The sequence below is a fragment of the Phyllobacterium sp. 01N428 genome (assembly GCF_056399405.1).
This window is the reverse complement of the sequence record NZ_JBFTRH010000002.1, coordinates 141073-165645: the sequence shown is the minus strand read 5'-3', so window position 1 is coordinate 165645 and position 24573 is coordinate 141073. Positions and strand designations below refer to the sequence as shown.

The 24573-nt window shown below is 60.4% G+C and carries 22 protein-coding genes; 10 read left to right on the top strand and 12 right to left on the bottom strand.

Translation table 11 applies throughout. The features are described from left to right. Positions 1-43 precede the first annotated feature (43 nt). A complete protein-coding gene (locus AC1DNI_RS08840) occupies positions 44-472 on the bottom strand; it encodes a hypothetical protein (protein ID WP_477691618.1) in 429 nt (142 codons plus the stop codon). A gap of 201 nt (positions 473-673) precedes the next feature. Between AC1DNI_RS08840 and AC1DNI_RS08835 the strand changes: the two genes are divergently transcribed. The 4 genes from AC1DNI_RS08835 (at position 674) to AC1DNI_RS08820 (ending at position 5244) form a co-directional block, all read left to right on the top strand. Further along, entirely contained in the window at positions 674-1384 is a 711-nt protein-coding gene (locus AC1DNI_RS08835; protein WP_477691617.1) for a 2OG-Fe(II) oxygenase, read from the top strand. Positions 1385-1438: 54 nt separating this feature from the next. Next, positions 1439-2662 carry a urate hydroxylase PuuD gene (locus tag AC1DNI_RS08830; RefSeq protein ID WP_477691616.1) on the top strand — a complete coding sequence of 408 codons (1224 nt, stop codon included), beginning with the start codon at positions 1439-1441 and terminating at the stop codon, positions 2660-2662. After that, positions 2659-3969, top strand: a complete 1311-nt coding sequence (guaD, locus tag AC1DNI_RS08825; protein WP_477691615.1) for a guanine deaminase — start codon at positions 2659-2661, stop codon at positions 3967-3969. Before AC1DNI_RS08830 ends, guaD begins: the two co-directional genes overlap by 4 nt. Before the next feature lie 63 nt (positions 3970-4032). Beyond that, positions 4033-5244 carry an NAD(P)/FAD-dependent oxidoreductase gene (locus AC1DNI_RS08820; protein WP_477691614.1) on the top strand — a complete coding sequence of 404 codons (1212 nt, stop codon included), beginning with the start codon at positions 4033-4035 and terminating at the stop codon, positions 5242-5244. Between the two features lie 3 nt (positions 5245-5247). On the opposite strand, the gene AC1DNI_RS08815 is transcribed toward AC1DNI_RS08820, so the two are convergent. From AC1DNI_RS08815 to AC1DNI_RS08805, 3 genes are read right to left on the bottom strand one after another with little or no spacing between them, the layout of a single operon-like run. Then, positions 5248-5835: a sarcosine oxidase subunit gamma gene (locus AC1DNI_RS08815; protein ID WP_477691613.1), complete on the bottom strand. Its 588-nt coding sequence runs from the start codon at positions 5833-5835 to the stop codon at positions 5248-5250. After that, positions 5828-8815 (bottom strand): sarcosine oxidase subunit alpha family protein, encoded by a 2988-nt coding sequence (locus AC1DNI_RS08810; protein WP_477691612.1) that lies wholly within the window; start codon positions 8813-8815, stop codon positions 5828-5830. The genes AC1DNI_RS08815 and AC1DNI_RS08810 overlap by 8 nt, the downstream gene beginning before the upstream one ends. After that, positions 8812-9087 carry a sarcosine oxidase subunit delta gene (locus AC1DNI_RS08805; protein ID WP_091946545.1) on the bottom strand — a complete coding sequence of 92 codons (276 nt, stop codon included), beginning with the start codon at positions 9085-9087 and terminating at the stop codon, positions 8812-8814. Before AC1DNI_RS08805 ends, AC1DNI_RS08810 begins: the two co-directional genes overlap by 4 nt. Between AC1DNI_RS08805 and AC1DNI_RS08800 the strand changes: the two genes are divergently transcribed. The 5 genes from AC1DNI_RS08800 to AC1DNI_RS08780 all read left to right on the top strand — a co-directional run bounded on the left by AC1DNI_RS08800 (position 9080) and on the right by AC1DNI_RS08780 (position 15980). Beyond that, positions 9080-9412, top strand: coding sequence for a hypothetical protein (locus tag AC1DNI_RS08800; RefSeq protein ID WP_139217655.1), 333 nt, complete (start codon positions 9080-9082; stop codon positions 9410-9412). The genes AC1DNI_RS08805 and AC1DNI_RS08800 overlap by 8 nt on opposite strands. Further along, positions 9409-11859: a mechanosensitive ion channel domain-containing protein gene (locus AC1DNI_RS08795; RefSeq protein ID WP_477691611.1), complete on the top strand. Its 2451-nt coding sequence runs from the start codon at positions 9409-9411 to the stop codon at positions 11857-11859. The genes AC1DNI_RS08800 and AC1DNI_RS08795 overlap by 4 nt, the downstream gene beginning before the upstream one ends. 119 nt (positions 11860-11978) lie before the next feature. After that, positions 11979-12242 carry a hypothetical protein gene (locus AC1DNI_RS08790; protein WP_091922180.1) on the top strand — a complete coding sequence of 88 codons (264 nt, stop codon included), beginning with the start codon at positions 11979-11981 and terminating at the stop codon, positions 12240-12242. Positions 12243-12470: 228 nt separating this feature from the next. After that, the gene (locus AC1DNI_RS08785) at positions 12471-14987 is read left to right on the top strand and encodes a GcvT family protein (protein WP_477691610.1); all 2517 of its coding nucleotides are present in this window, start codon (positions 12471-12473) and stop codon (positions 14985-14987) included. 141 nt (positions 14988-15128) lie between these two features. Next, positions 15129-15980, top strand: a complete 852-nt coding sequence (locus AC1DNI_RS08780) for a DUF1194 domain-containing protein (RefSeq protein WP_091922176.1) — start codon at positions 15129-15131, stop codon at positions 15978-15980. A 1-nt stretch (position 15981) separates the two neighbouring features. Here the strand turns inward: AC1DNI_RS08780 and AC1DNI_RS08775 are convergent, their stop codons facing one another. Continuing rightward, positions 15982-16980: a GlxA family transcriptional regulator gene (locus AC1DNI_RS08775; protein ID WP_027231808.1), complete on the bottom strand. Its 999-nt coding sequence runs from the start codon at positions 16978-16980 to the stop codon at positions 15982-15984. A gap of 221 nt (positions 16981-17201) precedes the next feature. Beyond that, the gene (locus tag AC1DNI_RS08770) at positions 17202-17459 is read right to left on the bottom strand and encodes a hypothetical protein (RefSeq protein ID WP_477691609.1); all 258 of its coding nucleotides are present in this window, start codon (positions 17457-17459) and stop codon (positions 17202-17204) included. A 141-nt stretch (positions 17460-17600) separates the two neighbouring features. Between AC1DNI_RS08770 and AC1DNI_RS08765 the strand changes: the two genes are divergently transcribed. Continuing rightward, positions 17601-18503, top strand: coding sequence for a LysR family transcriptional regulator (locus tag AC1DNI_RS08765; protein ID WP_027231806.1), 903 nt, complete (start codon positions 17601-17603; stop codon positions 18501-18503). Positions 18504-18514: 11 nt separating this feature from the next. On the opposite strand, the gene AC1DNI_RS08760 is transcribed toward AC1DNI_RS08765, so the two are convergent. The 6 genes from AC1DNI_RS08760 to AC1DNI_RS08735 all read right to left on the bottom strand — a co-directional run bounded on the left by AC1DNI_RS08760 (position 18515) and on the right by AC1DNI_RS08735 (position 24567). Continuing rightward, positions 18515-19237, bottom strand: a complete 723-nt coding sequence (locus AC1DNI_RS08760; protein WP_477691608.1) for a copper homeostasis protein CutC — start codon at positions 19235-19237, stop codon at positions 18515-18517. Further along, complete coding sequence (locus tag AC1DNI_RS08755) at positions 19234-20148, bottom strand: ROK family protein (RefSeq protein ID WP_477691607.1); 915 nt, start codon at positions 20146-20148, stop codon at positions 19234-19236. The genes AC1DNI_RS08760 and AC1DNI_RS08755 overlap by 4 nt, the downstream gene beginning before the upstream one ends. Before the next feature lie 76 nt (positions 20149-20224). Continuing rightward, the gene (locus tag AC1DNI_RS08750) at positions 20225-22252 is read right to left on the bottom strand and encodes an ASKHA domain-containing protein (RefSeq protein WP_477691784.1); all 2028 of its coding nucleotides are present in this window, start codon (positions 22250-22252) and stop codon (positions 20225-20227) included. A gap of 144 nt (positions 22253-22396) precedes the next feature. Next, positions 22397-23365 (bottom strand): methyltetrahydrofolate cobalamin methyltransferase, encoded by a 969-nt coding sequence (locus tag AC1DNI_RS08745; RefSeq protein ID WP_477691606.1) that lies wholly within the window; start codon positions 23363-23365, stop codon positions 22397-22399. Positions 23366-23375: 10 nt separating this feature from the next. After that, positions 23376-24278 (bottom strand): methylenetetrahydrofolate reductase, encoded by a 903-nt coding sequence (locus AC1DNI_RS08740; protein WP_477691605.1) that lies wholly within the window; start codon positions 24276-24278, stop codon positions 23376-23378. After that, a complete protein-coding gene (locus AC1DNI_RS08735) occupies positions 24265-24567 on the bottom strand; it encodes a virulence factor (RefSeq protein WP_477691604.1) in 303 nt (100 codons plus the stop codon). The genes AC1DNI_RS08740 and AC1DNI_RS08735 overlap by 14 nt, the downstream gene beginning before the upstream one ends. Between the last annotated feature and the right edge of the window lie 6 nt (positions 24568-24573).

The window sequence follows — 24573 nt, the reverse complement described above, 5'->3', positions numbered from 1 at the left end:
GAGCGCCGAAGTTGTTCGTCATTTCCTGCCGGAAATGGTGATATCAGCCAAGGGCGCGCGGCGGCGCGCGGGCGCTGAAAAGCGGATCGTGGCCGAGAAGCAATGTGGCGCTCGGCGCAAATATTCGGATACCGGTCTGGTCGGCGAGCGTAAGCCGCGATCCGCCCGGAAGCAACGCATCCTGGGGACCGCTGTCGGCGCCGAGCCCGCTCTTGATTTTCAGATGCAGCGCTTCAAGCGCGATGACGCGCATGGGCCGCTCGACGGGAGTCGAGTGGTTGTCGGTTTCGTGGGCGACACGTGTTTCGTGCGACTTGGCCGCGCCGATCGCCCGTTCAGCCAGATTGCGGTCTGGCCCCGACATGTAAGAGGCGCCAAGGGCCGCGCCGATCGTGGAGACAAGCCAGAAAATAGAGATCAGGAGCGGAGCAGCGCTGCGCTTTCCTGTCCTGCTATTTCCATGCTTGTCCATGCCGCTACCCAATATCAATCTCCCGCGGCGCAAAGCGCCTCGTTGGTTCCTGTATTATGAAGTCTTGTCGGCTGAGTCACTTAAAATCGACGTGTTTGGCCGGCTCGGCCAAGAAAAAGCACCGCCGCGCAGGAAACGGGTGGAACCCAGTCAAGCTAAGCGCACTCTAAGCCCGATAGGAAATTGCATGGAGGCCATGACATGACTGACAGCGTTACGCCACTTGCCACCACGCGGTGGAACGACATTGCGGCAAGTCTCGACGATATCGGCTATGCGATCTTGAAAGGGGTGCTGTCGCGACAGGCGTGCGAACAGCTGGCAGCGGGTTATGGGGACGACGACCAGTTCCGCAAGCGGATCGTCATGGCCAAGCATGGCTTCGGGCGCGGCGAATACAAATATTTGAGCTATCCCCTGCCGCCGCTGGTGAACGATCTTCGCCAATCGCTCTACGAGCCGCTCGCCGGCATCGCCAATCGGTTGAATGAGTTGATGGGCATCGATGTGCGCTATCCGGACGAGCACGCAGCGTTCATCGAACGCTGCCATGTGGCCGGCCAGAACCGGCCGACGCCGCTGCTGCTCGAATACAAGGAAGGCGACTACAATTGCCTGCACCAGGATATCTATGGCGAGCATGTTTTCCCGCTGCAGGCCGCCTTTCTCCTGTCGCGTCCGGGCGAGGACTTCAGCGGCGGCGAATTTGTTCTCACCGAGCAGCGGCCCCGCATGCAGTCGCGCGCCGAAGTTGTGCCGCTGAAGCAAGGCGATGCCGTGATCTTTCCGGTAAGCAATCGTCCGGTCAAAGGTTCGCGAGGCCATTACCGGGTCAATATGCGCCACGGTGTCAGCCGCCTGCGCAGCGGCAAGCGTCACACGCTCGGCATTATCTTTCACGATTCGAAATAGTTGCATCGACCCGCGAACGACCGCATTGTAGCAGGGCAATCTCGTGGGGCGTCGATGGATTATCTCATTTTCTGGGAATGGCTGAGCTTCGCCGCACGCTGGCTGCATGTCATCACCGCAATCGCCTGGATCGGATCGTCCTTCTATTTTATCGCGCTCGATCTCGGGCTCCGCCGCCACGCCGCTCTGCCCGCAGGCGTCAACGGCGAGGAGTGGCAGGTGCATGGCGGCGGCTTCTACCACATACAGAAATATATGGTTGCGCCGGCGCACATGCCCGAGCACCTCATCTGGTTCAAGTGGGAATCCTATGCGACCTGGCTCTCCGGCTTTGCGCTGCTTTGCATCGTCTACTATGCTGGCGCCGACCTTTATCTCATCGACCGCAATGTGCTCGATGTCTCGACTTGGGTCGCGATCCTCATTTCACTCGCCTCCATCTCGATCGGCTGGCTGATCTACGACCTCCTGTGCAAATCATCGCTCGCGGCGAATGACACGGCGCTGATGCTCATCCTCTATGGTGTCATCGTCTTCATGGCCTGGGGCTACACGCATCTCTTCACGGGCCGCGCCGCCTTCCTGCATCTCGGTGCATTCACGGCGACCATCATGTCGGCGAATGTGTTTCTGCTGATTATTCCCAACCAGAAGAAAGTCGTCGCCGACCTCATCGCCGGAAAATCGCCCGATCCCAAGCTCGGCAAGCAGGCAAAACAACGCTCAACGCATAATAATTACCTGACTTTGCCTGTCATTTTCCTGATGTTGTCGAACCATTATCCGCTGGCAACGTCCACGGCGTTCAACTGGATCATCGCGTCACTCGTGTTCATCATCGGTGTTTTGATCCGCCACTATTTCAATTCGCGCCACGCTGGAACGGGCAATCCGCACTGGACCTGGCTTGCGAGCGCCATACTGTTCATCGTCATCATTTGGCTCTCGACGGTCCCCAGGGTTTTGACCGGGGAGGCAAAGGTTTCGCGGGCAGCCGAACCATTCCTGACCGCGGCACATTTCGAACAGGTGCGCGACACGGTGTTGGGGCGCTGCTCGATGTGCCATTCTGCCGAGCCGTCGTGGGAGGGTATCATGCTGCCGCCGAAGGGCGTCAGGCTCGACACGGATGGCCTGATCGCCGCGCATGCCAGCGAGATCTATATCCAGGCCGGCGCCAGTCATGCGATGCCGCCGGGCAATGTCACGCAAGTGACCGACGCCGAACGCGCCTTGCTCGTCGCCTGGTATCGCAGCGCTGGAAAGCCGGTGCAATGACCGAAGTTCTGCTGCGCGGCCGCCTTCTGACCTTCCATGATGAGCCGATGGCAGGCGAGGCGAGCGCCGGCGCCTTCACCTACATCGAGGACGGCGGCCTCTTGCTGCGCGACGGCGCGATTGCAGCAGTGGACGAGTTTTCGGCGCTGCGGGCGGGCGAGGGTCGCAACCTTGAGGTCATCGATCATCGCCCGCACCTGATTATGCCTGGGTTCATCGACACCCACATCCATTTTCCGCAGATGCAGGTCGTCGGCTCCTATGCGGGCGCGTTGCTCGAGTGGCTCAACAGATACACCTTCGTTGAGGAACAGAAATTCTCGAACCAGGGCCACCCGGAACGCATCGCCTCGGCATTTTTCGATGAACTGATCCGCCACGGAACCACGACCGCGGCCGCCTATTGTTCAGTGCACAAGGCATCGGTTCAGGCCTTTTTCGCCGAATCGCACCGGCGCAATACGCGGATGGTGGCGGGCAAGGTGATGATGGACCGCAATGCGCCGCCGGGTCTCCTCGATACGGCGCAGTCGGGCTATGACGATAGCAAGGCGCTCATCGCCGAATGGCATGGCAAGGGTCGGCAGCACTACGCCATCACGCCGCGCTTTGCGCCGACATCGACGCCAGAGCAACTGGAGATGAGCGGCGCGCTTGCCCGCGAACATCCGGACCTGCACATTCAGACGCATCTATGCGAAAACACTGCGGAAATCGCCTTCGTCGCCGAACTCTTTCCGTGGAGCCGCGACTATACGCACGTCTACGAACACTATGGGCTGCTGGGGCCGAAAACGCTTCTCGGGCATTGCATTCACCTGACGGACGCCGAAATCCGCTCTATTGCGGAGAGCCGTTCCGTTGCGGTTTTCTGCCCAACGTCAAATCTCTTCATCGGCAGCGGTTTGTTCGATCTTGCCCGGCTGCGCGCTTCGGAGCCCTCCGTCCGCAACGCCATTGCGACGGATATCGGCGGCGGGACATCCTACTCCATGCTACGCACGCTCGATGAAGGCTACAAGATCCTCAATATCCAGGGGCAGCGCTACCATCCGCTGCGCTCCTTCTATCAAGCGACGCTTGGCAATGCCCGGGCGCTGTCGCTGGAAGATCTCATCGGTTCGCTAAAAGTGGGGACAGAGGCGGATTGCATCGTTCTCGATGCGGGCGCCACGCCGGCCATGCGGCTTCGCATGGAAACGGTCGAGACGCTGGTCGAGGAACTCTTCCTTCTGCAGACCATGGGCGACGACCGGTCCATCGTCGAGGTCTATGTCGCGGGCCGTCCGGCCAAATCGACGCTGTAGGGGAACCGCAACAGCAGTCGCACCGTTTGGCAGCAGTCACTTCCTCGCACCTGCGAAAGCCTTATGATCACACAACATCGCGATTTGCGAACCGGCCAGCCGATCTGGCTCGCCCGACGGGCACCCCGTATAGAAACGCAACTTCTGGTCGAGGATATCCGAACGGATGTTGCGATCATCGGGGCGGGCATCAGCGGCGCGCTGATGGCCGAAAGCCTTACGGAGGCTGGTTACAGTGTCTGCGTCTTCGACCGGCGCAAACCGGTTACGGGGTCCACGCCTGCGAGTACGGCCCTTCTGCAATTTGAAGTTGACACGCCTCTGCATCAACTCGCGCGCAAGATCGGCATCAATGATGCCGAGCGTGCGTGGCGCCGATCGAAGCTTGCCGTCGATGCCCTGCGCGAACGGACGCGACGACTGCAGATAAATTGCGAAATGGAAAATCGCGATTCGCTTTATCTCGCGGGCGATCTCCTCGACAAGAATGGCCTGGAAAAGGAGCTTGCCGCGCGACGCCGCGCCGGTTTTGAAACGCAGTTGCTTGGCCGCGAAGAACTGAAGACGGTGTTCAATATCAACCGCGAAGCGGCATTAATGAGCTTCGACAATATAGAAGCAAATCCGCGCAAGCTTGCAGCAGGCTATTTGAAAACGGCGATAGGGCGCGGAGCGAAAGTCTTCGCGCCCGCCGACATCGTGGCTGTCGAACCGGCCGACCGCGGGGTTCGGGCCATGACTGCGACCGGACAGACGATCCGTTGCAAGCACCTGATCTTCGCGACCGGATACGAAATACCAAAGCAGGTGCCGCAAAAAGGGCATTCGATCATCTCGACCTGGGCCGTTGCGACGGTTCCGCAAAAGCAGACGCCGTGGCCGCAACGCTGCCTGATCTGGGAAGCCTCCGACCCTTACCTCTATATGCGCACGACGGCGGACGGGCGCATCATCGTCGGCGGCGAGGATGAGGAGTTCGAGGACGAGGACAAGCGCGACGGCAAGCTGCCGGCGAAAACGAAAGCGATACTCGCCAAGCTCCAGAAGTTGTTCCCCGACGTTAGCGCCGAGGCAGACTATGCATGGACCGGAAGCTTTGGTGCGAGTGTGACCGGTCTGCCGTCAATCGGTCCGGTACCCGGCATGAACCGCTGTTATGCCGTTCTCGGCTATGGCGGCAACGGAATTACGTTCTCGATGGTCGCCGCGCAGATTATTCGCGGACAGATCACCGGCACTGGTGATCCTGACGCGGATGTCTTCGCCTTCAAATAGCGATCATTCGACCTTGTACCCAACCTCTTCCGCCGCATGGCCGAGCGTTTTCCAGAACGACCGCGCAAAGGTGCGGAAGACGTAGAGGTCGAAGGTCTCGTCGTCGATACGCTGGATATTGGCGTGGATGTCGTGATGCAGAGTTGCCCGCCCATAGGCGATAGGGAAGGCGTGTTCCGAAAAATCGATGGCGAAGAGCTTGGACAGTACCCACTCGGCGTCAGGGCCACTGACCCGGATTACCGTGCGCCCGTGTGTGAGGTCGATGATCGTCGCAAGCTCGGCGGAAATGACGGAGCGCAGGCGCAACTCGAGCTCCGGCGTTGCGGCGACGACAAAATAGCGTCCGGGCGCAAAGCCGAACACTGACTTCTCACCGGCAACGCGGCCGAGCCCCGGCTTGTTTTGCAAGACAAGGCCCGTCGCGCTGCCTATGGCGGTCAGCACTTCGGGAATGGTGTCGCTCCAGGCGGTGATCTGGATAATCGAAAGTCCGGTCCGCTCGCGGATCGTCACGCCGACCCCGCCGGCGGCATTGCCATGATCGCCTGTCACGTAGGCGGAGCCGATTGGCGATTGAAGCTCAGCCATGCATGCGGCTCCCTTCTGGATCATACATATGGTGGCTGACGATCTCGACCGGGCAGTGCCTGCCGCGCAAAAGGTCGGTGGCGAAGGCGCGGTTGCCGATCATCGACGTTCCGTGTTTGACCAGCGCCAGCGCGATATATTTGCCGAGCGCCGGCGAATAGCAGGCGGCGGTGACATGGCCAAAGCTGTCGGCGGGCTCGCGCGGCCTTGCATCGGTGACGATGTGGCTGCCGCCCGTGATCGCCTGATTGTCGAGCGAGACTAGGCCGACGAGCGAAAGCCGGTTCTCGTCCTTGAGCCCCTCGCGGCCAAGCATGGCGGAGCCGATGAATGGCTTTTTCTTCGACAGCATCCAGTCGAGGTGAAGATCATGGGCGCTGGCGCGTCCGTCGATCTCGGCGCCGGTTACGTGTCCCTTCTCGATACGCAGCGTTCCAAGCGCCTCAAGGCCGTAGGGCATGACGTCAAACGGTTTACCGGCCGTGAGCAGGGCTTCCCAGACCCTCGTCCCGTAGCCCGAACCGCAATAGACTTCATAGGCGAGTTCGCCCGAGAATGAGAGGCGGCAGACCATCACTGGTACGCCCTCGATCTTGCCATGGACGATGCCCATGAACGGCAGGGTATCATTGTCGACCTTTGTGCCGGTGACGCAGGCTTCCAGCAGCGCGCGTGCCTTTGGTCCGGCAACGGCTGTACCGGCCCATACGTCGGTGACCGAGGTCAGATGGACGCGCAGTTCCGGCCAGATGCAGTCGAGGTAATATTCCAGATGCTGCATCACCGGGCCGGCATTCGCGGTGGTGGTCGTCATCAGGAATTGCGTCTCGCCGAGGCGCCAGGTGGTGCCGTCATCGAAGGCAAGCCCGTCCTCGCGCAACATCAGGCCGTAGCGCGCCTTGCCGACCGGCAGGGTCGAGAACATGTTGGTATAGACGCGGTCGAGAAGCTCCGCCGCATCCGGGCCTTGAATATCGATCTTGCCAAGTGTCGAAACATCGACAATGCCGACGCTCTGGCGCACGGCGCGCGCCTCGCGCACATAGGCCTGCTCGACCGTTTCACCATGGCTGCCATAGATCATCGGACGGTGCCAAAGACCGGCTTCGTACATCGTGGCGCCGTTGGCGAGGTGCCAGTCATGCATCGGCGTCAGCCGATGCGGACGCAGGTCGCCGTAGCGTTCGCCGGCAAGAGCGCCAAACGACACCGGCGTGAAGGGTGGGCGGAAGCGCGTCGTGCCAGCTTCGGGTATCGAGATGCCGCGGGCATCCGCCATGATCGCGAGGCCGGGGACATTCGAGGTTTTGCCCTGATCCGTCGCCATGCCGAGGGTCGTATAGCGCTTGAGATGCTCGACGGAATGGAAGCCTTCCCGATAGGCGAGGCGAACATCGTCGGCGGTCACATCATGCTGGAAATCGACGAATGCCTTTTGCGATTTTACCGAAGGTTCGATCTGGAACACAGGCGCAGGCGATGCGTCGAGCATCGGCGCTTCGACCGGCGGCAAGACCAGCCGGCTCTTGGCCGAACCCTTGGTCGCCGCATCGGAGAGCACGCTGATCGTATCCATGTAGCCGGCGGCAGCACCCGTCACCACCCAGTTCTGGTTCGGTTCGGGCGGCAGGAATGCTTGAAGGTCCTCGTCCCATTCCGGCTTGCCACCGGCCTGGCTCGCAAGGTGGATGGCCGGTGACCAGCCGCCGGAAACGCCAAGACAGTCGGTGCGGATTTCGCGGGGCGCGCCTGAGACCCGGCCGGTTTCGGCATTGAAATGCTGGACGGTGATCGAACTCAGCGTCTTGCCGGCATGCGTTCCGGTCACGGCGTGACCGGTTAGAACCTCGGCGTTTGCCGCAGTGGCGATATCGCGGCAGGCACCCGAGACATCGGCGCGAACATCGACGATGGCGACGATATTGACGCCTGCAAGGGAAAGCGCCCGCGCGGCTTCGTAGGCGCTGTCATTGTTGGTGAAGAGCGTGACGTTGCTGCCGGCGGCGACACCATATTCCACAGCAAAGCGGCGCACTGCGTCGGCGAGCATGACGCCTGGACAGTCATTGCCCGGGAAGACCATGGGCCGCTCGAGGGCGCCGGTTGCAAGAATGGTCTTGCCGGTACGAATGATCCAGTGGCGCTGGCGGGGCTGTCCCTTGGTGCGGTTGGGCTTGAAGTCGGATACGTGTTCGATGGCGGTCAGCACATTGCCGTCGTAATAGCCCCAAACCGACGTCCGGGTCAGAAAGCGCACATTCGGCATGGCTGCCAGAGCCGCCGCCGTTTCACGTGCCCAGACGGACGGGTCGCGGCCGTCGATCGTCTCGGCCGAGGCGAGCAGCGAACCGCCAGGAAGCGGCTTTTCTTCGGCAATGATAACGCGCGCGCCAGTGCCGGCCGCTGCTTCCGCCGCAATGAGGCCAGCAGGACCACTACCGACGACGAGCACGTCGCACCAGGCGTTCATGCGTTCGTAGCGATCCGGATCGGGCGCGGTGCCGGCCTTGCCGAGACCGGCTGCGCGGCGAATGAATTTTTCGCAGAACATCCAGAACCGCGTTCCACGCAGCGGGCCGATGGCCGGGCCCATGAACGTCTTGTAGTAAAATCCGGCGGAAAACAGCGGTCCGGCCAGCTGGTTGATGGCCATGAAATCATGGTCGAGCGAGGGAAAGCGGTTCTGGCTCTGGGTTACCAGCCCGTCATGGATCTCAAGCTCGGTTGCGCGCACGTTCGGTTCGCGGACGTCGCCGGAAAGCACGGTGACAAGCGCATTCGGCTCGTCGCTTCCCGCGGCAAACACGCCGCGCGGCCGGTGATACTTGAACGACCGGCCAAACAGGGTGATGCCGCTCGCAAGCAGCGCCGAAGCGAGCGTGTCGCCGGGATGACCGCTGTAAGCCTTGCCGTCGAAGGTGAAGCGAACCGATTTCGAGCGCTCGACGCGCCCACCCTTGGGAAGCCTTGAACTCGTCATGCCTGTCCACCGCTCGCAATGTCGCGCGCAAAAGCCACGGATGAAATGGCATGGGTGGTCATGTCGCGGGTGACGACCAGATGCTGCCGGCAGCCGCCGCTGTGCAGCCAGAACTCGCGGTGCAATCCCGATGGATTGCTGCGGTCGTAGACATAGGCGTTCCAGACGTCCGGATCATTGGACAAGGGCTCCGGGCGCTTTCGCGTCGCATCGCCCTGATAGGTAAATTCGATGACGTCGCGCGGGCCGCAATAGGGGCATTTGATGATCATGATCTCATTGTCTCGAAGGCGAATCGTTTGGACGTTGATGGCGGCGTTGGTATCGGGAAGCCCAATCCAGCAGAAACTCAAGGGACGGGTCAAGACGAGCCCGGTTGTATTCGGGCAAAATGCACGATCGAATTGTGCTCCGGCTCTTCATGGTATTCCCCAGATTATGCTACTGTCCGAAGCAAAGCTCGATCACCACGATTGCGGCGGGCACTGTCGCTGCGCCGACCATTCAGGCAATGAAATCAACAACAGCCTTGATTGTGCCGAGATCCGTATGCTTATGCGCAACGAAGACAGTTCACAGGTGGATATGAAATCGTGATTTTCCGCATGATCCGGCAGTTCGTATCGATGATTGTCGCGGTAATGCTCCTGGCAGCCGTGGTTCCATATGCAAGCGCGCAGCAGGCGCCGGATGCCGTACCGGACGTCGAGTCGGCAGTCGTCGCCGAACAGCGCCCTGCGATCGATGCCGTGAAGAAGCAAATCTCGAACTACGACCAGCAGAAGCTGAAGGCCGATACGGACGCCACGCTCGCCGACCTTCGCCTCAACCTTGAAGGCACATCGAAGAAACTCCTCGACATCGGCGTGTCGTTTCGCCCGCGCATCACCGAAATCAACGCTCGTCTCGATCAGCTCGGACCACCTCCGCCGCAGGGCCAGCCGCCTGAGGCCCAGATCGTCACCGACGAGCGCATACGGCTGACGACGGAGAAGGCGGAAATCAATGCGGTTCTCGGCGAGACCGAAGACCTGCTGATCCAGGTCAACCGGATGATCGATGCCATTGGCGAGGCGCGGCGCGAGCTCTTCACCAACACATTATCGCAGCGGGTCGATATCAACTATTCGCTCGGCAGCGAGATCGTCACCGCCTATGGCCAGGAACTGCAGACGATGAACCGGCTCGTCTCGTCCTGGTGGCGCTTTGTTGTCACGTTCAAATGGCAATCGATGCTGGCTGCCACCTTCTTTGCCGGTATTGCCGCATTGGTACTGCTGATCGGCGGCCGGCGTACGATCGGCCACCTCTATTTCCGCGATCCGGGCATCGAGGCGCCGTCCTATCTCAGCCGCCTCGCGGTTGCATTCTGGTCGACGCTGATGCGCTCGCTCACCGTGATCGTGTTCCTGGCGACGACTTACCTTTTCCTGGGCTATTTCAATGTGATGCGGCCGGACATTGCGTCGCTGATCTACATGCTCTTCTGCGTGATCGGCATCGTCTTCTTCGTGCATGCGCTGGCGCAGGCGGTGATTTGTCCCGGGGCGCCGAACTGGCGGCTGGTGCGGGTCGCGCCGCGGCCGGGCCGTATTCTCATGGTGCTGATTACGGCGACGGCGACGATCACCGGACTTGATTACATTGCCGATACGATCAACCAGATCGCCGCATCGGCGCTGTCGCTGACTGTGGCCAAGAGCCTCTTTGCCACGGTCCTCGTCGGCTTGCTGATCATTGCCATGGCCTTCCTGAAGCCGCTCGAGGACGCGGAGACAGGGGCGACCAAGCCGTGGCCGCGCGCCATGCGGATATTCCTTTTCACGATTGGCCTCGTTCCGATCATCGCGGCGTTCTTCGGCTATATCGGGCTTGCCCGCTTCGTTTCGCAGCAGATCATCATCAACGGCGCCGTGCTTGTGACGATGTATCTCGGCTTCCTGACGGCGCGGGCGGTGTCGGACGAAAATGCTCTGGCAGGCACCAAGCTCGGCCAGGCGATACAGAAGCGGTTCGGGCTTGACGAGACGACGATGGACCAGCTCGGTCTCGTTGCCAGCATCGTCATCAACGTCTTTGTCGTCATCCTCGGCATCCCTGTCATCCTGCTGCTCTGGGGCTTCCAGTGGAGCGAGATGTCGGCATGGTTCCTGACGATCGCCACCGGCTTCCAGATTGGCTCGTTCAACATTTCGCTGATCGCCATCGCCACTGGCGTCCTTCTGTTCGCTCTGTTCTATTTCTTCACGCGCTGGTTCCAGGGTTGGCTCGACACGCGCGTCATGGCACGCGGCAAGCTCGATTCCGGCGTGCGCAACTCGATCAGGACCGCAGTCGGTTATCTCGGACTTGGCGTTGCCGCTGTCATCGGCGTCTCCGCAGCGGGCATAAATCTCTCCAGCCTTGCGCTTGTTGCCGGTGGTCTCTCGCTCGGTATCGGTTTCGGCATGCAGGCAATCGTATCGAACTTCGTCTCGGGCCTCATTCTTCTCGCCGAACGGCCATTCAAGGTCGGCGACTGGATCGAGACCGGCGGCGTCGGCGGCATCGTCAAGAAGATCAGCGTGCGCGCAACGGAGGTCGAAACCTTCCAGCGACAGTCGCTCATCATTCCGAACTCGTCGTTCATCAACGGCAGCGTCGGCAACTGGACGCATCGCAACAAGCTTGGGCGCGTTGATATTGCCATCGGCGTTTCTCACAAGGTTGATCCTCGTCGCGTTCATGACCTGTTGATGGAGATCGCCCGCAGCCATCCTCTGGTGCTCAAGAACCCCGAACCCTTCGTGGCGTTCTCGGCAATCCTGGATTCGACCATGCAATTCGAAATAAGGGTTCACCTTGCCGACCTGTCCAGTTCCGGCACGGTTCAAAATGATGTCCGATTTGCCATCATCGATCGCTTCTCAGAAGAAGGAATTGAAATTCCCTATCCGCAGCGCGACGTGAACCTGCATTTGGAGGATGCGGATTCGATCGTCGAACTCCTGACCAAACGCGTGCGCGACGAACTTGCGGCAGATGGCAAGAAGTTCAAACAATAGTCGCTTGCGCCCGGGGTCCAGTGTTCAGTTGCCGTTCACGTTGATGCCGTTATAAATGTGGGTGACAAAGGGCCTGGCGGGGCCCTGCAACAGGGGCGGTGGCTGCCACCGGGTATGGAATGAAGAAGTTTGTGATTGCCGTTGCGGCGAGTGCGATTTCGATCGGATCAGCTTATGCGGCGAGCGTAAAGAACAATGATACGAATGCGCAGACGCTTGTCGTGACCGAAGGTTCGACCAAGACCCAATTGCAGGTTGGCGCCGGTGAGACGGTGGAGTTCTGCAGCGGCGGTTGCTTCGTCACCTTTCCGAACGGTGACCGCGAGGCGCTGACTGGTGGCGAGACCGTCGAAATGACCGGCGGCAAGATCTCGATCAAATAGCCTGGCGAAAAGCTTTAAGGAACGGTGGCTGGCTGGATTAATTTTCAGCCGGCCATTGGTTTTTCAGGCACCGGATGACCTAGCAAGTCCTTGACTGTTTGCCACGCGTCGCGGCGTGTTTTCGCCATGTCGCAAACAGGCCTTAGCGATGGACATGCTGGGCGGCATAGTGCAAAAAAACCGGCGCAAGCTTTTCGCCCATCGATCGATATCAAAGGATAAAGTGCAATGAAGACTGAGGCGCGTGTTGTCGTTATCGGCGGTGGTGTGGTGGGTGTCTCGACGCTCTATCATCTTGCCAAGAAAGGCTGGAGCGACGTTGTCCTGATCGAGCGCAAGGAACTCACTTCGGGCTCAACCTGGCATGCGGCCGGATTGCTGCCGCTGTTCAACATGAGCTACTCGGTCGGCCAGATCCATAAGTACTCGGTGAAGTTCTATCAGGAACTGCAGAAGGAAACCGGCATGAATGTCGGCTTCACCAACTGCTCCAATATTCGTCTCGCCCGCACCAAGGACCGCTGGGACGAGTACATGTATTATGCAGGCGTCGCTGAGACGATCGGCGTCCCGGTCAAGGTTCTGACGCCGCAGCAGGTCAAGGAGATTTGGCCGCTCGCCGAAATCGACGGCATTCTCGGCGCAATCCAGCATCCGGACGATGGCTATATCCAGCCGGCGGACCTCACTCAGGCGCTCGCCAAGGGCGCTCGCGATCGCGGCGCAACCATCTATCGCTACACGACCGTGCTCGGCATCGAGCAACTGCCCTCCGGCCAGTGGCTGGTGAAGACCGACAAGGGTGATATCACCGCTGAACACGTCGTATCGGCAACCGGCAACTTCGCCCGCAAGACCGGCAAGATGGTCGGCCTCGATGTTCCCGTCATTCCGGTGGAACACCAGTACATCGTCACCGAGCCGCATCCGGCGATCCTTGAGCGCAAGGCCAAGGGCCTGCCGGAAATGGGCGTGCTGCGCGAGAGCGATTCGTCCTGGTATATGCGCGAGGAAAATGGCGGCCTGCTGCTCGGACCTTACGAGAAAGGCGCGCCGGTCTGTTATGTCGATGGCCCGTCGGACGAGAGCGAGTACGAACTCTTCCAGGAGGATCTCGACCGGCTCGAACCGCACATCGAAACCGCGATTGCCCGCGTACCTGCCTTTGCGGAGGTCGGCATCAAGAAGGTTTATAACGGCGCGATCGCCTATACGCCTGACGGCTCGCCAATCATTGGACCTGCGCCGCGCCTGAAGAATTTCTGGCTCAACGAAGGTCACTCCTTCGGCGTGACAGCCGCCGGTGGCGCCGGCTGGCAGTTGGCCGAATGGATCGTCGAGGGCGAACCCTCAATCGATATGATGGGCGTCGATCCGCGCCGCTTCGGTCCCTATGCGACCGAAGGCTATCTCAAGGAGAAGAACGAGGAAGCCTACGCCGAGGTCTTTTCGGTCCACTACCCGGACGAAGAACGCGGCGCAGCGCGGCCGCTCAAGCGTTCGCCTTCCTATGACCGCCAGAAGAAGCTCGGCGCCGTGTTCGGAACCGTCTATGGCTGGGAGCGGGCCAACTGGTTTGCGCCCGAAGGTTATGGGCTCGACGTCGCCAAGCTGGAAAAGCCCGATGTTCTCATGAACCAGAACCATCCGAAGCCGGATGCCGAAGGCAAGGTGAAGGAACTCTGGTCGTTCCGCCGCTCCAACTATTTCGAGCATGTCGGCAACGAGATCAAGAATGTCACCAACAATGTCGGCCTGCTCGACATGTCGGCCTTCGCCAAAATGGAAGTTACCGGACCTGGCGCGCGCGCCTGGCTTGACTCGATCCTTGCCAATCGCATCCCGAAGAAGCAGGGCCGGATCGCCCTTTGCCATCTTCTGACGACGCGCGGCGGCGTGCGTTCGGAGTTCACCGTTTATGAATGGGCGCCCGGCAAGTTCTACCTTGTCTCGGCCGGCGCCTATGAAAACCACGACCACGATTATCTGCACAAGCTGCTGCCCGACGATGGCTCGGTGACGCTGCGCCCGATTACCCAGATGTATGGGGTCCTCGTACTTGCGGGTCCGAAGAGCCGGCAGGTTCTGGAAAAGCTCACCCGCGCCGATCTTTCCAACGAAGCTTTCCCCTGGCTTTCGGGCAAGGAGATCAGCGTCGGAACGGCAACAGCACATGCGCTGCGCGTCAACTTCGTTGGCGAGCTTGGCTGGGAACTGCACCATCCGATCGAGCAGCAGAATACGCTCTACGATCTCCTGCTCGAGGCCGGTGCCGAATTCGGTATCAAGCCGTTCGGCATTCGCGCGATGACGGCTATGGCCGTCGAGAAGTCGTATCGTCTGATCCCGCGCGAATTGTCGATCGAATACAATGCGTTCGAAAGCGGTCTTGATCGTTTCGTACACCCGAACAAGGGCGAGTTCATTGGCCGCGACGCGGTGGTGAAGGCTCGCGAAGACGGCTTGAAATGGAATTTTGTCACGCTTGAAGTGCATGTACCGGGTGTCTCCGACGTCGATGCCCGCGGCAGCGAACCGATCTATGTGAAAGGCGAGCTCGTCGGCCGCGCCACCCATGGCGGCTATGGCTGGCGCCTCGGCAAAAGCATTGCACTCGCCATGGTCAAGCCGGAATATTCGGCGCTTGGCACACAGCTCGAGATCAAGATCCTCGACAAGATGCACAAGGTTACCGTCATTCCGGAATCGCCGTTCGACACCGAGAACGAACGGCTAAAGGCGTAGCGCCTTCGCAACAGCGAACATGAAATGCTGGACGGCGCCGTGGAGGCGCCGTTTCTGCGTTTGAACCTGTGGTTGTTCAACAGAATGTGAACGCACTGGAAGTTGCTTTGCGTTGCATCGTTTTGCGCTACACTTTGCTTCATGTCATCGCGAAGGAAAGCTCTCTGCAGTTTTCTGTCACTGGCGGCACTGATCGCCAGCTTTGAAACGCGCGCGCTTGCCGCCGATCTCGATGTGGACGTCGAACTTGTTCTGGCCGTCGATGCTTCGCGCTCCATGGAGCCTTTCGAGCAGAAGATTCAGCGCGAAGGCTATATCGCCGCGTTTCGGCGCAAGGAAGTTATTGATGCCATTCGCGAAGGGGTGAACGGGCGCGTCGCGATCACCTATGTCGAATGGGCCGGCTCGACCGTGCAGCGGATCATCATTCCCTGGACACTGGTCGACAGTGCGGAAGCATCGCAGAAACTGGCGGATGCGTTGGATCAGCCGATACCTTCGACCCAAAGCCGCACATCAATTTCCGGCGCCATCGATTTTGGCAGTTCGCTGTTCGACAACAACGGCTTCAAGGGCATGCGCAAGGTGATCGATATTTCCGGCGACGGCGCCAACAATAATGGCCGTCCGGTAGCCGATGCACGCAATGAGGCGGTGGCCAAGGGCATCGTCGTCAATGGGTTGCCGCTGATGACGCGGGGCGATTTCTATTCAGACTGGGCCGTTGCCGATCTCGACATCTATTACAGCAACTGCGTGATCGGCGGTCCCGGCGCCTTCATGATCCCCGTCAATTCATGGGACCAGTTCCCCGAGGCGGTCCGCCGCAAGCTGGTGCTCGAACTCGCTGGCAAGACGCCGGCAGTTCAGAAGGCCGATTGGCGGGATGCAGGGAAACTGCCCGTTATCCTCGCTGAGGACAAGCCGATGTATGATTGCCTTTCCGGCGAGCGCATATGGCAGCGTCGCATGCAGGACTGGGAATCCCGGTAACTTAAGCCGCCATCAATTGCTTGCGGTCCGCGCGCTCCTGTTGCGGCGAGCGGCCGTAGAGTTCGCGGTAGCATTTGGAGAAATGCGAAGCCGAGACGAAACCGCAGGCAACGGCGACCTCGACAATCGGCATTGACGACTGGATCAGCAGGTGGCGCGCGCGGTCGAGGCGGATTTCAAGATAGTAGCGGGCAGGGGATCGACCCATTTCCTGGCGGAAGAGGCGCTCGATCTGCCGGCGCGACAGGCCGACATGATCGGCGATCTCGATCAGCGACAAGGGTTCGGAGAGGCGCGCTTCCATGAGTTCAATAATCGTCAGCACTTTTGAGTTCTGAACGCCGAGGCGCGCCCGCAGCGGCAGGCGCTGGCGGTCGTGCGGGCTGCGAACACGGTCGGTGAGGGCCTGCTCGCAGACGCGATTGACGATATTGTCGCCGAAATCGTCGCCGATGAGCTTGAGCATCATGTCGAGCGCCGCGGTGCCGCCGGCGCAGGTATAGATGTTGCCGTCAACCTCAAAGAGATCGGCATAGACGTCTGCCTTGGGGAATGCTTCGGCAAAGCCCGGGAGGTTTTCCCAATGGATGGCACAGCGCTTGCCCGAAAGCAGACCGGCCGCCGCCAGGATGTGCGCGCCGGTGCAAAGCCCGCCTACGGCGACGCCGCGGTTGAATTCTTCGCGGAGCCACGCGAACACGGATTTGTTCTGGAATTTCTCGACGTGGACGCCCGAGCAGACAAAGACCATGGACGGACGATCTCCGCCGGTGAGGTAGCGGCGTTCGTCTTCCAGGGATGAGGATGCGGCGCATTCGACGCCGTTGGATGCCGTCACGGGCTTGCCATCCACGGAAGCAAGGCGCCAGCGATAGGCTTCGTATCCAAGCATTCTATTGGCAATGCGCAGCGGCTCGATCGCTGTCGCAAATGCGATCATCGAAAAGTTGGGTACGAGGAAAAATACGAAAGACCGCTTGGTCAGACCAACATGATCCATTTGATTCTGTGTTCCCGCTATTGGCTTCAAGGCCATGTCGCAACTGAAGCAGTGGCTTCAGATTACTGCTGTGGTCTTTTGAGCTTTTTTGCAGATAGAAACATAGAATTATTCTAAATGGAAGGGTCTTGCCCTGTGTCGCAAAAGCGCAGGGATCACATATGATAAAAGGGAGCGGATACGCCGTTATCCGCTCCCTTTACAAGGCTGGTCTCATGATCTTAGCGCCGGGTAGGCCTGACTTCGTTGTAGTCCCTGATCTGTCGTTCATAGAGGTCCGGCCAGCCAATGTCGCAACGGATGCTATCGGGGAGCGAATCAAGGGCCAATTCCGTTTCGCGCAGGCGGCGGCGGCGAGCAATAAGCTGGCGAGCATAGTTCATGCCTTCAGCCCAGCGGTGCAGCTGATCGGTTGCAAATGAGGCGAGACGCTCGGCCACGCTTGCATTGCGATGATAGAGTTCGTCACAGGTAGACATTGTCTTCTCCTCTCTAGGGATACGGTGGCAATTTCAACGCCGTCCGTTTCTATGATCTTGACTATCTGCCCAAGTTGATGTTCAATCAAACGAAATTACGGAACACTATGCTTAAGAAAAATTGATGGAGGATTTGGCGATATGTCAGCACCAATGCATCATCCCATCCCGATCCTGGATCTCGACGTCCTGCGCACGTTCGCGATGATTGCGGAGACGGGTAGTTTTTCGAGTGCGGCGAATGCGGTGTTCCGCACGCCCTCTGCCGTTTCGATGCAGATCAAGAAGCTTGAGGAAACGCTTGGTCACGTATTGCTCGAACGCGATGCGCGTTCAGTAAAATTGACGCCAAGCGGCGAGGTCCTGCTCGGCTATGCGCGGCGCATGCTGGCGCTCAATCGCGAGACGGTGGCAAAGTTCATTGCGCCGACCGTGTCGGGAGTCGTCCGCCTCGGCGCGCCAGACGATATCGGCGAGCGGGTTCTTCCCTTCGTGTTGAAGCGATTCGCCGAAACCCATCCCGATGTCACGGTGGATGTTGTCATCGATCAGAGCAACGGCCTGCGCAAGCGGCTCGATGAGCAGCGCCTCGACGTAACGCTGGTCAATGTCAACGAAACGCTGGCCAAGGTCGAGGAGATCGAAATCCTCATGACCGAGGAGATTATCTGGGCCGGTGCCAAATGCGGCACCGCGCATGAGCGCAATCCGCTGCCGCTTTCCATGTGGGAAGAGGGGTGCATCTGGCGCGCCAACGCGATCAGTGCGCTCGAAAGCGCGGGCCGCGACTATCGCGTGGCCTATATGAGTGCGCATACGATGGGCCAGCGCGCCGCCATTCTCGCCGATCTGGCCGTTGCCCCGTTCTCGAAGTTCCTGCTGGACGACAATATGGTGCAGCTCGGATCCGAGCATGGCCTGCCGAGGCTCGGCGAATCGAAGCTTGGAATGCTGGTCGCCAAGAATGCGGGCGCACATGTGAAGGCTGTCGCCCAGCATCTCAGGGTTTATTTCGAAGGGTACGAGCGGACCGGCAGGCTCTGAGTCCTGGGCTTTTACGCCCGCAGGCAGAATTCCTTCAAGGCGCGCACGCGCTCGGCGCTCGTCATTTTCTGCGTCGGCGTCTCGAAACCGAGGCGCCGCGCGCCTTCGCTCAATGGCGGCGCATCTACAGACCCGGACGAGTGAACCTCAGTGAACGGGATACGCTTGAGCAACGTCTCGACATTGCCGATGTTGACACCCGAGCCGGGCATGACCTTGATCCGGCCGCCGGCGCGAGCAAACGTTCGTTCCAGATCGTCGATGCCCTCAATCCCGGTCAGGGCGCGGCCGGACGTCAATATGCGCTCGAAGCCGAGTTCGACCGCTGTTTCCACCGCTTCATCAAGGTCAGGGACAAGGTCGAAGGCGCGGTGCAAGGTGACGCCGAAACCATCGCATTGACGGATGAGGCGTTCGAGCGTCGCATGGTCCAGTGTCCCATCCGCATGGTTGGCGCCGAAGACGACGCCTGCCAGACCAACGCTGCGCATGGCATCGATCTCGCGCAACATGGCGTCGATGTCGGCTTCCCCATAGACGAAGTGTCCGGGCCGTGGGCGGATCATCGCATAGATCGGTATGGGTGCAACCGCGGCCTGCCCGATCAACCCCGGGGTTGGCGTAAGGCCGCCGACTTCGAGCGCCGAACAAAGTTCGATACGGTCCGCGCCTCCAGCGATAGCCGCCGCAAGTCCCTCGGGGCAGTCGACGCATATTTCGAGAAGAACACTCATTTGGCAGCTTCCATCAATCCCAGGACCCCAGCACCGATCAGGCCGGGCTCAATTTTCAATTCGCCCGGGATTACCAGCGGCTTGTCAGTCTTCCGCAGGATTCGCGCGCGCACCGCTTCATCGAGCCGGCGGATCAGATTTACCGAATTGGCGAGTCCGCCGCCGACCGGGACGATCGAAGCGCCGACGACATTGAGGGTCATCGCCAGAGGACCGCTGACAATATCGATATAGCAATCGATTGTGCGCTCCGCTGCCGCATCGCCTAAATCCCAGGCCGCGATGATATCGGTGCTCGGCAGGTTCACGCCATGAAGATGCGCATGGAGCTTTTCCATGCCCCGCGCCGCGCCGATGGCATCGACGCAGCCGATCTGGCCGCAGCCGCAGGCAAAACGCGGTATGGCGACCGGCGGATTGCCGGCAAGGGTCGCCGCGACGGGGCCGTGGCCCCATTCTCCGGCAAAACCGCCCGCGCCCTCATGGATCTTGCCGTCGATGACGATGCCGCCGCCGACGCCGGTGCCGAGGATGATGCCGAAGACGACGCGGTGACCGCGCCCGGCGCCGACGACAGCCTCCGACAGCGCGAAACAGTCGGCATCATTGGCAATGAGCACGCGCCGCTGCAGTTTCTCGCTCAGGTCGGCTTCGAGCCTGCGCTGGTGAACGCAAGGAATATTGGCGCAGGTGATCCGGCCCGTATCCGCATCGACTACCCCGGCAATGGAAATGGCGATGAGGCTTTGCGGATCCGCACCGCCATCCGTGGCGATCTTTTGGATTACGCCCGCAAACGCGTCGAAATCATGGAGCGGCGTCGCCACCTTGGGCACCGGTCTTATATCCTCGGGCGAATAGGCGATCGCACCCTTGATCGCAGATCCGCCAATATCGAAGCAGGCTATCATGGAAAATCATATCCGGAATCAAACATCATCGATGCTTGATAGCGGAAAACCGCGAGAAGGACAAAGCGGCTGAAGCCTATTCCCGGTTGCGCCTCGCCGCGCGATCCTCGCGCGAGCGGCGGCGCGGCGTGGCATCTCCGGCAACCCCGTCCTCACTGACATTCTTGCGAGGAGGCAAGGTCACGGCGTGGGAAAGTTTAGGGAAGGGATCGATCTTGTTCGGCATCGCCATGGCGTGGACGAAATGCTCCTGGAACTTCGGCTCGAGAGCGGTCTCGATCTTTTCGATCCGCGTCACTGTATCCTCGATCTCGCGCCGATAATTGCGGTTGAGGAGCGCCATGCGCGCGCCGGTGCCTGCGGCATTGCCGACCGCCTTGACCTTGTCGAGATCGCAATCGGGGATAAGGCCGAGTACCATCGCATATTTCGGATCGATGAAGGAGCCGAAGGCGCCGGCAAAGCTGATCTGGTCGACGTGGTCGATGCCAAGCTTGTCCATCAGGAGCTTGACGCCGGCATAGAGCGCGGCCTTGGCAAGCTGGATGGCGCGCACATCGTTCTGCGTGATCGTAATCGTCGGCGAGCCTTCGTGCAGGAGATATGAGAATGTCCGGCCATTGGCCCTGACACGCGGCGAACGGGCAGCGAGGCCGCCGTCAACGACGCCATCCTCGGAAATAATGCCCGAAAGGTACATTTCGGCAATGACCTCGATAATCGCCGAGCCGCAAATTCCGGTAATGCCGCTTGTCTGCACCGCTTCGTCGAAGCCCGGTTCGTCGGACCATTGTTCGGTGCCGATGACGCGGAAGCGCGGCTCGAGTGTCAACGGATCGATGCGCACGCGTTCGATAGCGCCCGGCGCCGCACGCTGACCACCGGAAATTTCCGCGCCTTCGAAGGCTGGCCCGGTGGGCGATGAGGCCGCGACCGTGCGATGCCTGTTGCCGAGCACGATTTCGGCGTTGGTGCCGACATCGACGAGCAGCATCATTTCGTCCTGGCGGTGTGGACCTTCAGCAAGCGTTGCGGCCGCAGCGTCAGCGCCGACGTGGCCGGCAATGCAAGGCAGCATATAGACGCGGGTTCCGGCATTCATCGGCAGGCCGATATCCGACGCCTTCAGATGCACGGCGCCGGAGACGGCGAGCGCGAACGGCGCGCCGCCAAGTTCCGTCGGGTCGATGCCGAGAAAGAGGTGGTGCATGATCGGATTTCCGACGAACACCGCATCGAGAATATCCTCGCGCGCGACCTCGCCCTCGGCGCAAACCTTGTCGATCAGCCCGTTGATCGCCTCGCGCACGGCCGCGGTCATCGCTTCACGCCCGTCGGGGTTCATCATGACGTAGGATACGCGGCTCATCAGATCTTCGCCGAATCTGATCTGCGGATTGGACGCGCCTGCCGAAGCAATGGTGCGCACCGAAAGCAGCGACGAAAGATGCATGGCGATCGTCGTCGAGCCGATATCGCAGGCGATGCCGTAGGCCTCGTTCTTGAGACCCGGCCAGAGACCGACCATGGCGGGACGCGAGGTTTCCTCGTCGTGATAGATGGCGGCGGTGACGCCCCAATTGCCCTTGCGCAGGATCTTCTGCACGTTCGGCAGGATGTGCGTATCAACCTCGAGGTTGCGAAGGCCCCATTCCTTTTCCAGCGCAGCCTTCAGGCGATCGAGATCGCCAAGCGGCTTGTGCATGTCCGGCTCTTCGACCTCGACATAGCACATGTGGATCGCAGGGTTGCGCTCGATGATGCGCGTATCGGCGGCCTTGCGCACGACCTGCGCATTGACCTGCACGTCCTGGGGGACATCGACGACGAGATCGCCGAGGATCGTGGCGGAGCAGGAAAGGCGGCGGCCTTCCTTGAGATCGCGCTTTTCGGCATAGCGCTGCTCCTTGGGGCCGAATTCCGAGATGTGGTCATTGGATGACGTAATGCCGTGCTTGGCGAAACGGCCTTCCTGAACTTCGACCTGGCAACGTCCGCAAATGCCACGGCCGCCGCAAACGCTCTCGACATATACGCCGAGCGTGCGGGCCGCTTCGAGTATTGGGGTTCCAACGGCAAATCGTCCGCGCTTTCCCGACGGCATGAAGAGAACCAGCGCTTCCTTTGCCGATGTCTCAGGTGCTTTGACGGGTGCGTTCAAGATCGATGCTCCAAAACTTGCGGGGCGAGGGGCAGCATCTGCCACCCACCGCCTTGTTAGACCGGGCTGTCTGGCTGAGGCAAATGCTCAGCCTGTGGCGCCGCGCCGCGCCTCGCGGCCGCCACGGCGGCGACCGCCACCGGCGCCATCGGCAGGAACCGAGGGCGTGGCTGCGGGCGCAGCTCCGGCCGCTGCCGGCTGATGGTCGCGATACTTCTTGATCCAGTAGGTGCAGTTCGGATCGGTGCCGTTGAGGACGTTGGCGGCGTGCACTGCCTCCATTTCCTGCGGGCGGCATGGGTTCATGATCGCGGAGGTCATGCCTGCACCGATCACCATCGGGATGAAGCCGGCATTGATGCCATGGCGATGCGGCAGGCCGAAGGAAATGTTGGAAAGGCCGCAGGTCGTGTTGACCTTGAGCTCCTCGCGCAGGCGGCGCAACAGCGCAAATACCTGGCGTCCCGCATCGCCGAGCGCACCGATCGGCATCACCAGCGGATCAACAACGATATCATGCGCCGGAATGCCGAAATCGGCAGCGCGTTCGACAATCTTCTTGGCGACGGCGAAGCGCACGTCCGGATCCATCGAGATGCCGGTCTCGTCATTCGAGATGGCGACAACAGGCACGTTGTACTTCTTGATGAGGGGGAGGATCGCCTCAAGCTTTTCTTCTTCGCCTGTCACCGAATTGACGAGCGGACGGCCCTTGGCGACCTTCAGAGCCGCCTCGATGGCGGCCGTTACGGAGCTGTCGATGGAGAGCGGCACGTCGACGAGGCCCTGGACGATCTCCAGCGTCTGCACAAGCAGGCCAGGCTCCGTGGCGTTAGGATCGACGGCAGTTACGCCGGCATTGACGTCGAGCATCGTGGCACCGGCCGCAACCTGCTCCAGTGCGTCCTTGATCACCGTGTCGAAGTTGCCTGCGACCATTTCGGCAGCGAGTTTCTTGCGGCCGGTCGGATTGATGCGCTCGCCGATCACGCAGAAAGGCTGGTCAAATCCGATGATGATTTCTTTGGTCGCCGAGGCAACGATCGTACGGGTCATGCAGGGAACCTCAGTTTGCGGCTGCGTTTGCGGAAGAGTACTGCGCGTTGTTTACGTTCCAGGAGCCACGTTCGACAAGCCACTCGGAGGTCTTTTTCAAGCCGCCAAACGGGAAGAGGTGGATCTGCTTGATCGCCGACATCGGATTGGCAATGACATGCTGCTCGATCGGGCCGACAACGCCTTCCGGCGAATGGCTGGTGGCGAGAGCGGTCAAGGAAAGCGCGTTCTTCTTCAGGAAGCTGATCGAATTGCCGACGCCGCACATGGCCGCATATTTAATGAGCGTCGTGATCTTGGCGGGACCGGCAACACCGAGATGGACCGGAAGGTCGATGCCATGCTCGCGCAGCGATTCTGCGTAGCGGATGAAGCGCTCGGCATCGAACCCGAACTGGGTAACGACGCGCAGCTTTGCGCCCGTGCGCTCGCCGAAGTTCTTCTTGAGGCGAAGCGCCTGGAGGGCGACCGCTTCGGAAAATTCTGGGCTGCCTTCGGGATGGCCGGCAACGCCCATTTCGTTGATGCCGTATTTGTCGAAGAAGCCGGTTTCGAGCACCTGCATGGTCGAGGAGAATTCGCCCGCCTGGCGCTCCAGCCCGCCGCCGATAACCAATATGTCAGTCACGCCTGCCTCTTCGGCAGCGCGGCGGATGCGCGTTTCAAGCGCAGCCTTCGTTGACAAGCGCCGCGAGGCGAAGTGCGGTACCGGCTTGTAGCCGAGATCATGAACGCGCTTGGCCGCGGCCGTCAGCGTATCGACGCTGTCGGTGCCCATGTCGGTAATGTAGACGCGGGTACCGGCTGGAAACAGACCAGGCAGGTCCTGCGATTCGATAGCCTGGCGTGCCGCCACTTCGATGGATGCTGCGATCTTTATCATTGGCTTCGCTTTCAATTCATGAATTGTCATGTCCACCTGCCTTTACAAGCGCCACAAGGCGTTCCCGATCATAATCATTTTCAATGCGGGCAAGGGCTGCGTCAGCCTCGCCGTCAAGATCATCACTTACCGGCACCGGAGTGCCGCGACGCCACTCCGCGAGATAGGCGTCGGAATCCCTCGCGCCTATGCGCATCGCGCACATGTCGATAGCCTCGGTAAATCGAAGGGAAAGCTCGCGCTTGGCTGCCTGGCGGCCCTTCTTGACGGTCACTTGAGCGGGAATGTCCCGCCAATAAACGACAATAAGATCAGCCATGCAATT

Excerpts from the sequence above, each read along its gene's own strand:
- AC1DNI_RS08840 (WP_477691618.1), bottom strand. The coding sequence starts at position 472 with ATGGACAAGCATGGAAATAGCAGGACAGGAAAGCGCAGCGCTGCTCCG.
- AC1DNI_RS08835 (WP_477691617.1), top strand. The coding sequence starts at position 674 with ATGACTGACAGCGTTACGCCACTTGCCACCACGCGGTGGAACGACATT.
- AC1DNI_RS08830 (WP_477691616.1), top strand. The coding sequence starts at position 1,439 with ATGGATTATCTCATTTTCTGGGAATGGCTGAGCTTCGCCGCACGCTGG.
- guaD (WP_477691615.1), top strand. The coding sequence starts at position 2,659 with ATGACCGAAGTTCTGCTGCGCGGCCGCCTTCTGACCTTCCATGATGAG.
- AC1DNI_RS08820 (WP_477691614.1), top strand. The coding sequence starts at position 4,033 with ATGATCACACAACATCGCGATTTGCGAACCGGCCAGCCGATCTGGCTC.
- AC1DNI_RS08815 (WP_477691613.1), bottom strand. The coding sequence starts at position 5,835 with ATGGCTGAGCTTCAATCGCCAATCGGCTCCGCCTACGTGACAGGCGAT.
- AC1DNI_RS08810 (WP_477691612.1), bottom strand. The coding sequence starts at position 8,815 with ATGACGAGTTCAAGGCTTCCCAAGGGTGGGCGCGTCGAGCGCTCGAAA.
- AC1DNI_RS08800 (WP_139217655.1), top strand. The coding sequence starts at position 9,080 with ATGATCATGATCTCATTGTCTCGAAGGCGAATCGTTTGGACGTTGATG.
- AC1DNI_RS08805 (WP_091946545.1), bottom strand. The coding sequence starts at position 9,087 with ATGATCATCAAATGCCCCTATTGCGGCCCGCGCGACGTCATCGAATTT.
- AC1DNI_RS08790 (WP_091922180.1), top strand. The coding sequence starts at position 11,979 with ATGAAGAAGTTTGTGATTGCCGTTGCGGCGAGTGCGATTTCGATCGGA.
- AC1DNI_RS08785 (WP_477691610.1), top strand. The coding sequence starts at position 12,471 with ATGAAGACTGAGGCGCGTGTTGTCGTTATCGGCGGTGGTGTGGTGGGT.
- AC1DNI_RS08780 (WP_091922176.1), top strand. The coding sequence starts at position 15,129 with ATGTCATCGCGAAGGAAAGCTCTCTGCAGTTTTCTGTCACTGGCGGCA.
- AC1DNI_RS08775 (WP_027231808.1), bottom strand. The coding sequence starts at position 16,980 with ATGGATCATGTTGGTCTGACCAAGCGGTCTTTCGTATTTTTCCTCGTA.
- AC1DNI_RS08770 (WP_477691609.1), bottom strand. The coding sequence starts at position 17,459 with ATGTCTACCTGTGACGAACTCTATCATCGCAATGCAAGCGTGGCCGAG.
- AC1DNI_RS08765 (WP_027231806.1), top strand. The coding sequence starts at position 17,601 with ATGTCAGCACCAATGCATCATCCCATCCCGATCCTGGATCTCGACGTC.
- AC1DNI_RS08760 (WP_477691608.1), bottom strand. The coding sequence starts at position 19,237 with ATGAGTGTTCTTCTCGAAATATGCGTCGACTGCCCCGAGGGACTTGCG.
- AC1DNI_RS08755 (WP_477691607.1), bottom strand. The coding sequence starts at position 20,148 with ATGATAGCCTGCTTCGATATTGGCGGATCTGCGATCAAGGGTGCGATC.
- AC1DNI_RS08750 (WP_477691784.1), bottom strand. The coding sequence starts at position 22,252 with ATGCCGTCGGGAAAGCGCGGACGATTTGCCGTTGGAACCCCAATACTC.
- AC1DNI_RS08745 (WP_477691606.1), bottom strand. The coding sequence starts at position 23,365 with ATGACCCGTACGATCGTTGCCTCGGCGACCAAAGAAATCATCATCGGA.
- AC1DNI_RS08740 (WP_477691605.1), bottom strand. The coding sequence starts at position 24,278 with ATGACAATTCATGAATTGAAAGCGAAGCCAATGATAAAGATCGCAGCA.
- AC1DNI_RS08735 (WP_477691604.1), bottom strand. The coding sequence starts at position 24,567 with ATGGCTGATCTTATTGTCGTTTATTGGCGGGACATTCCCGCTCAAGTG.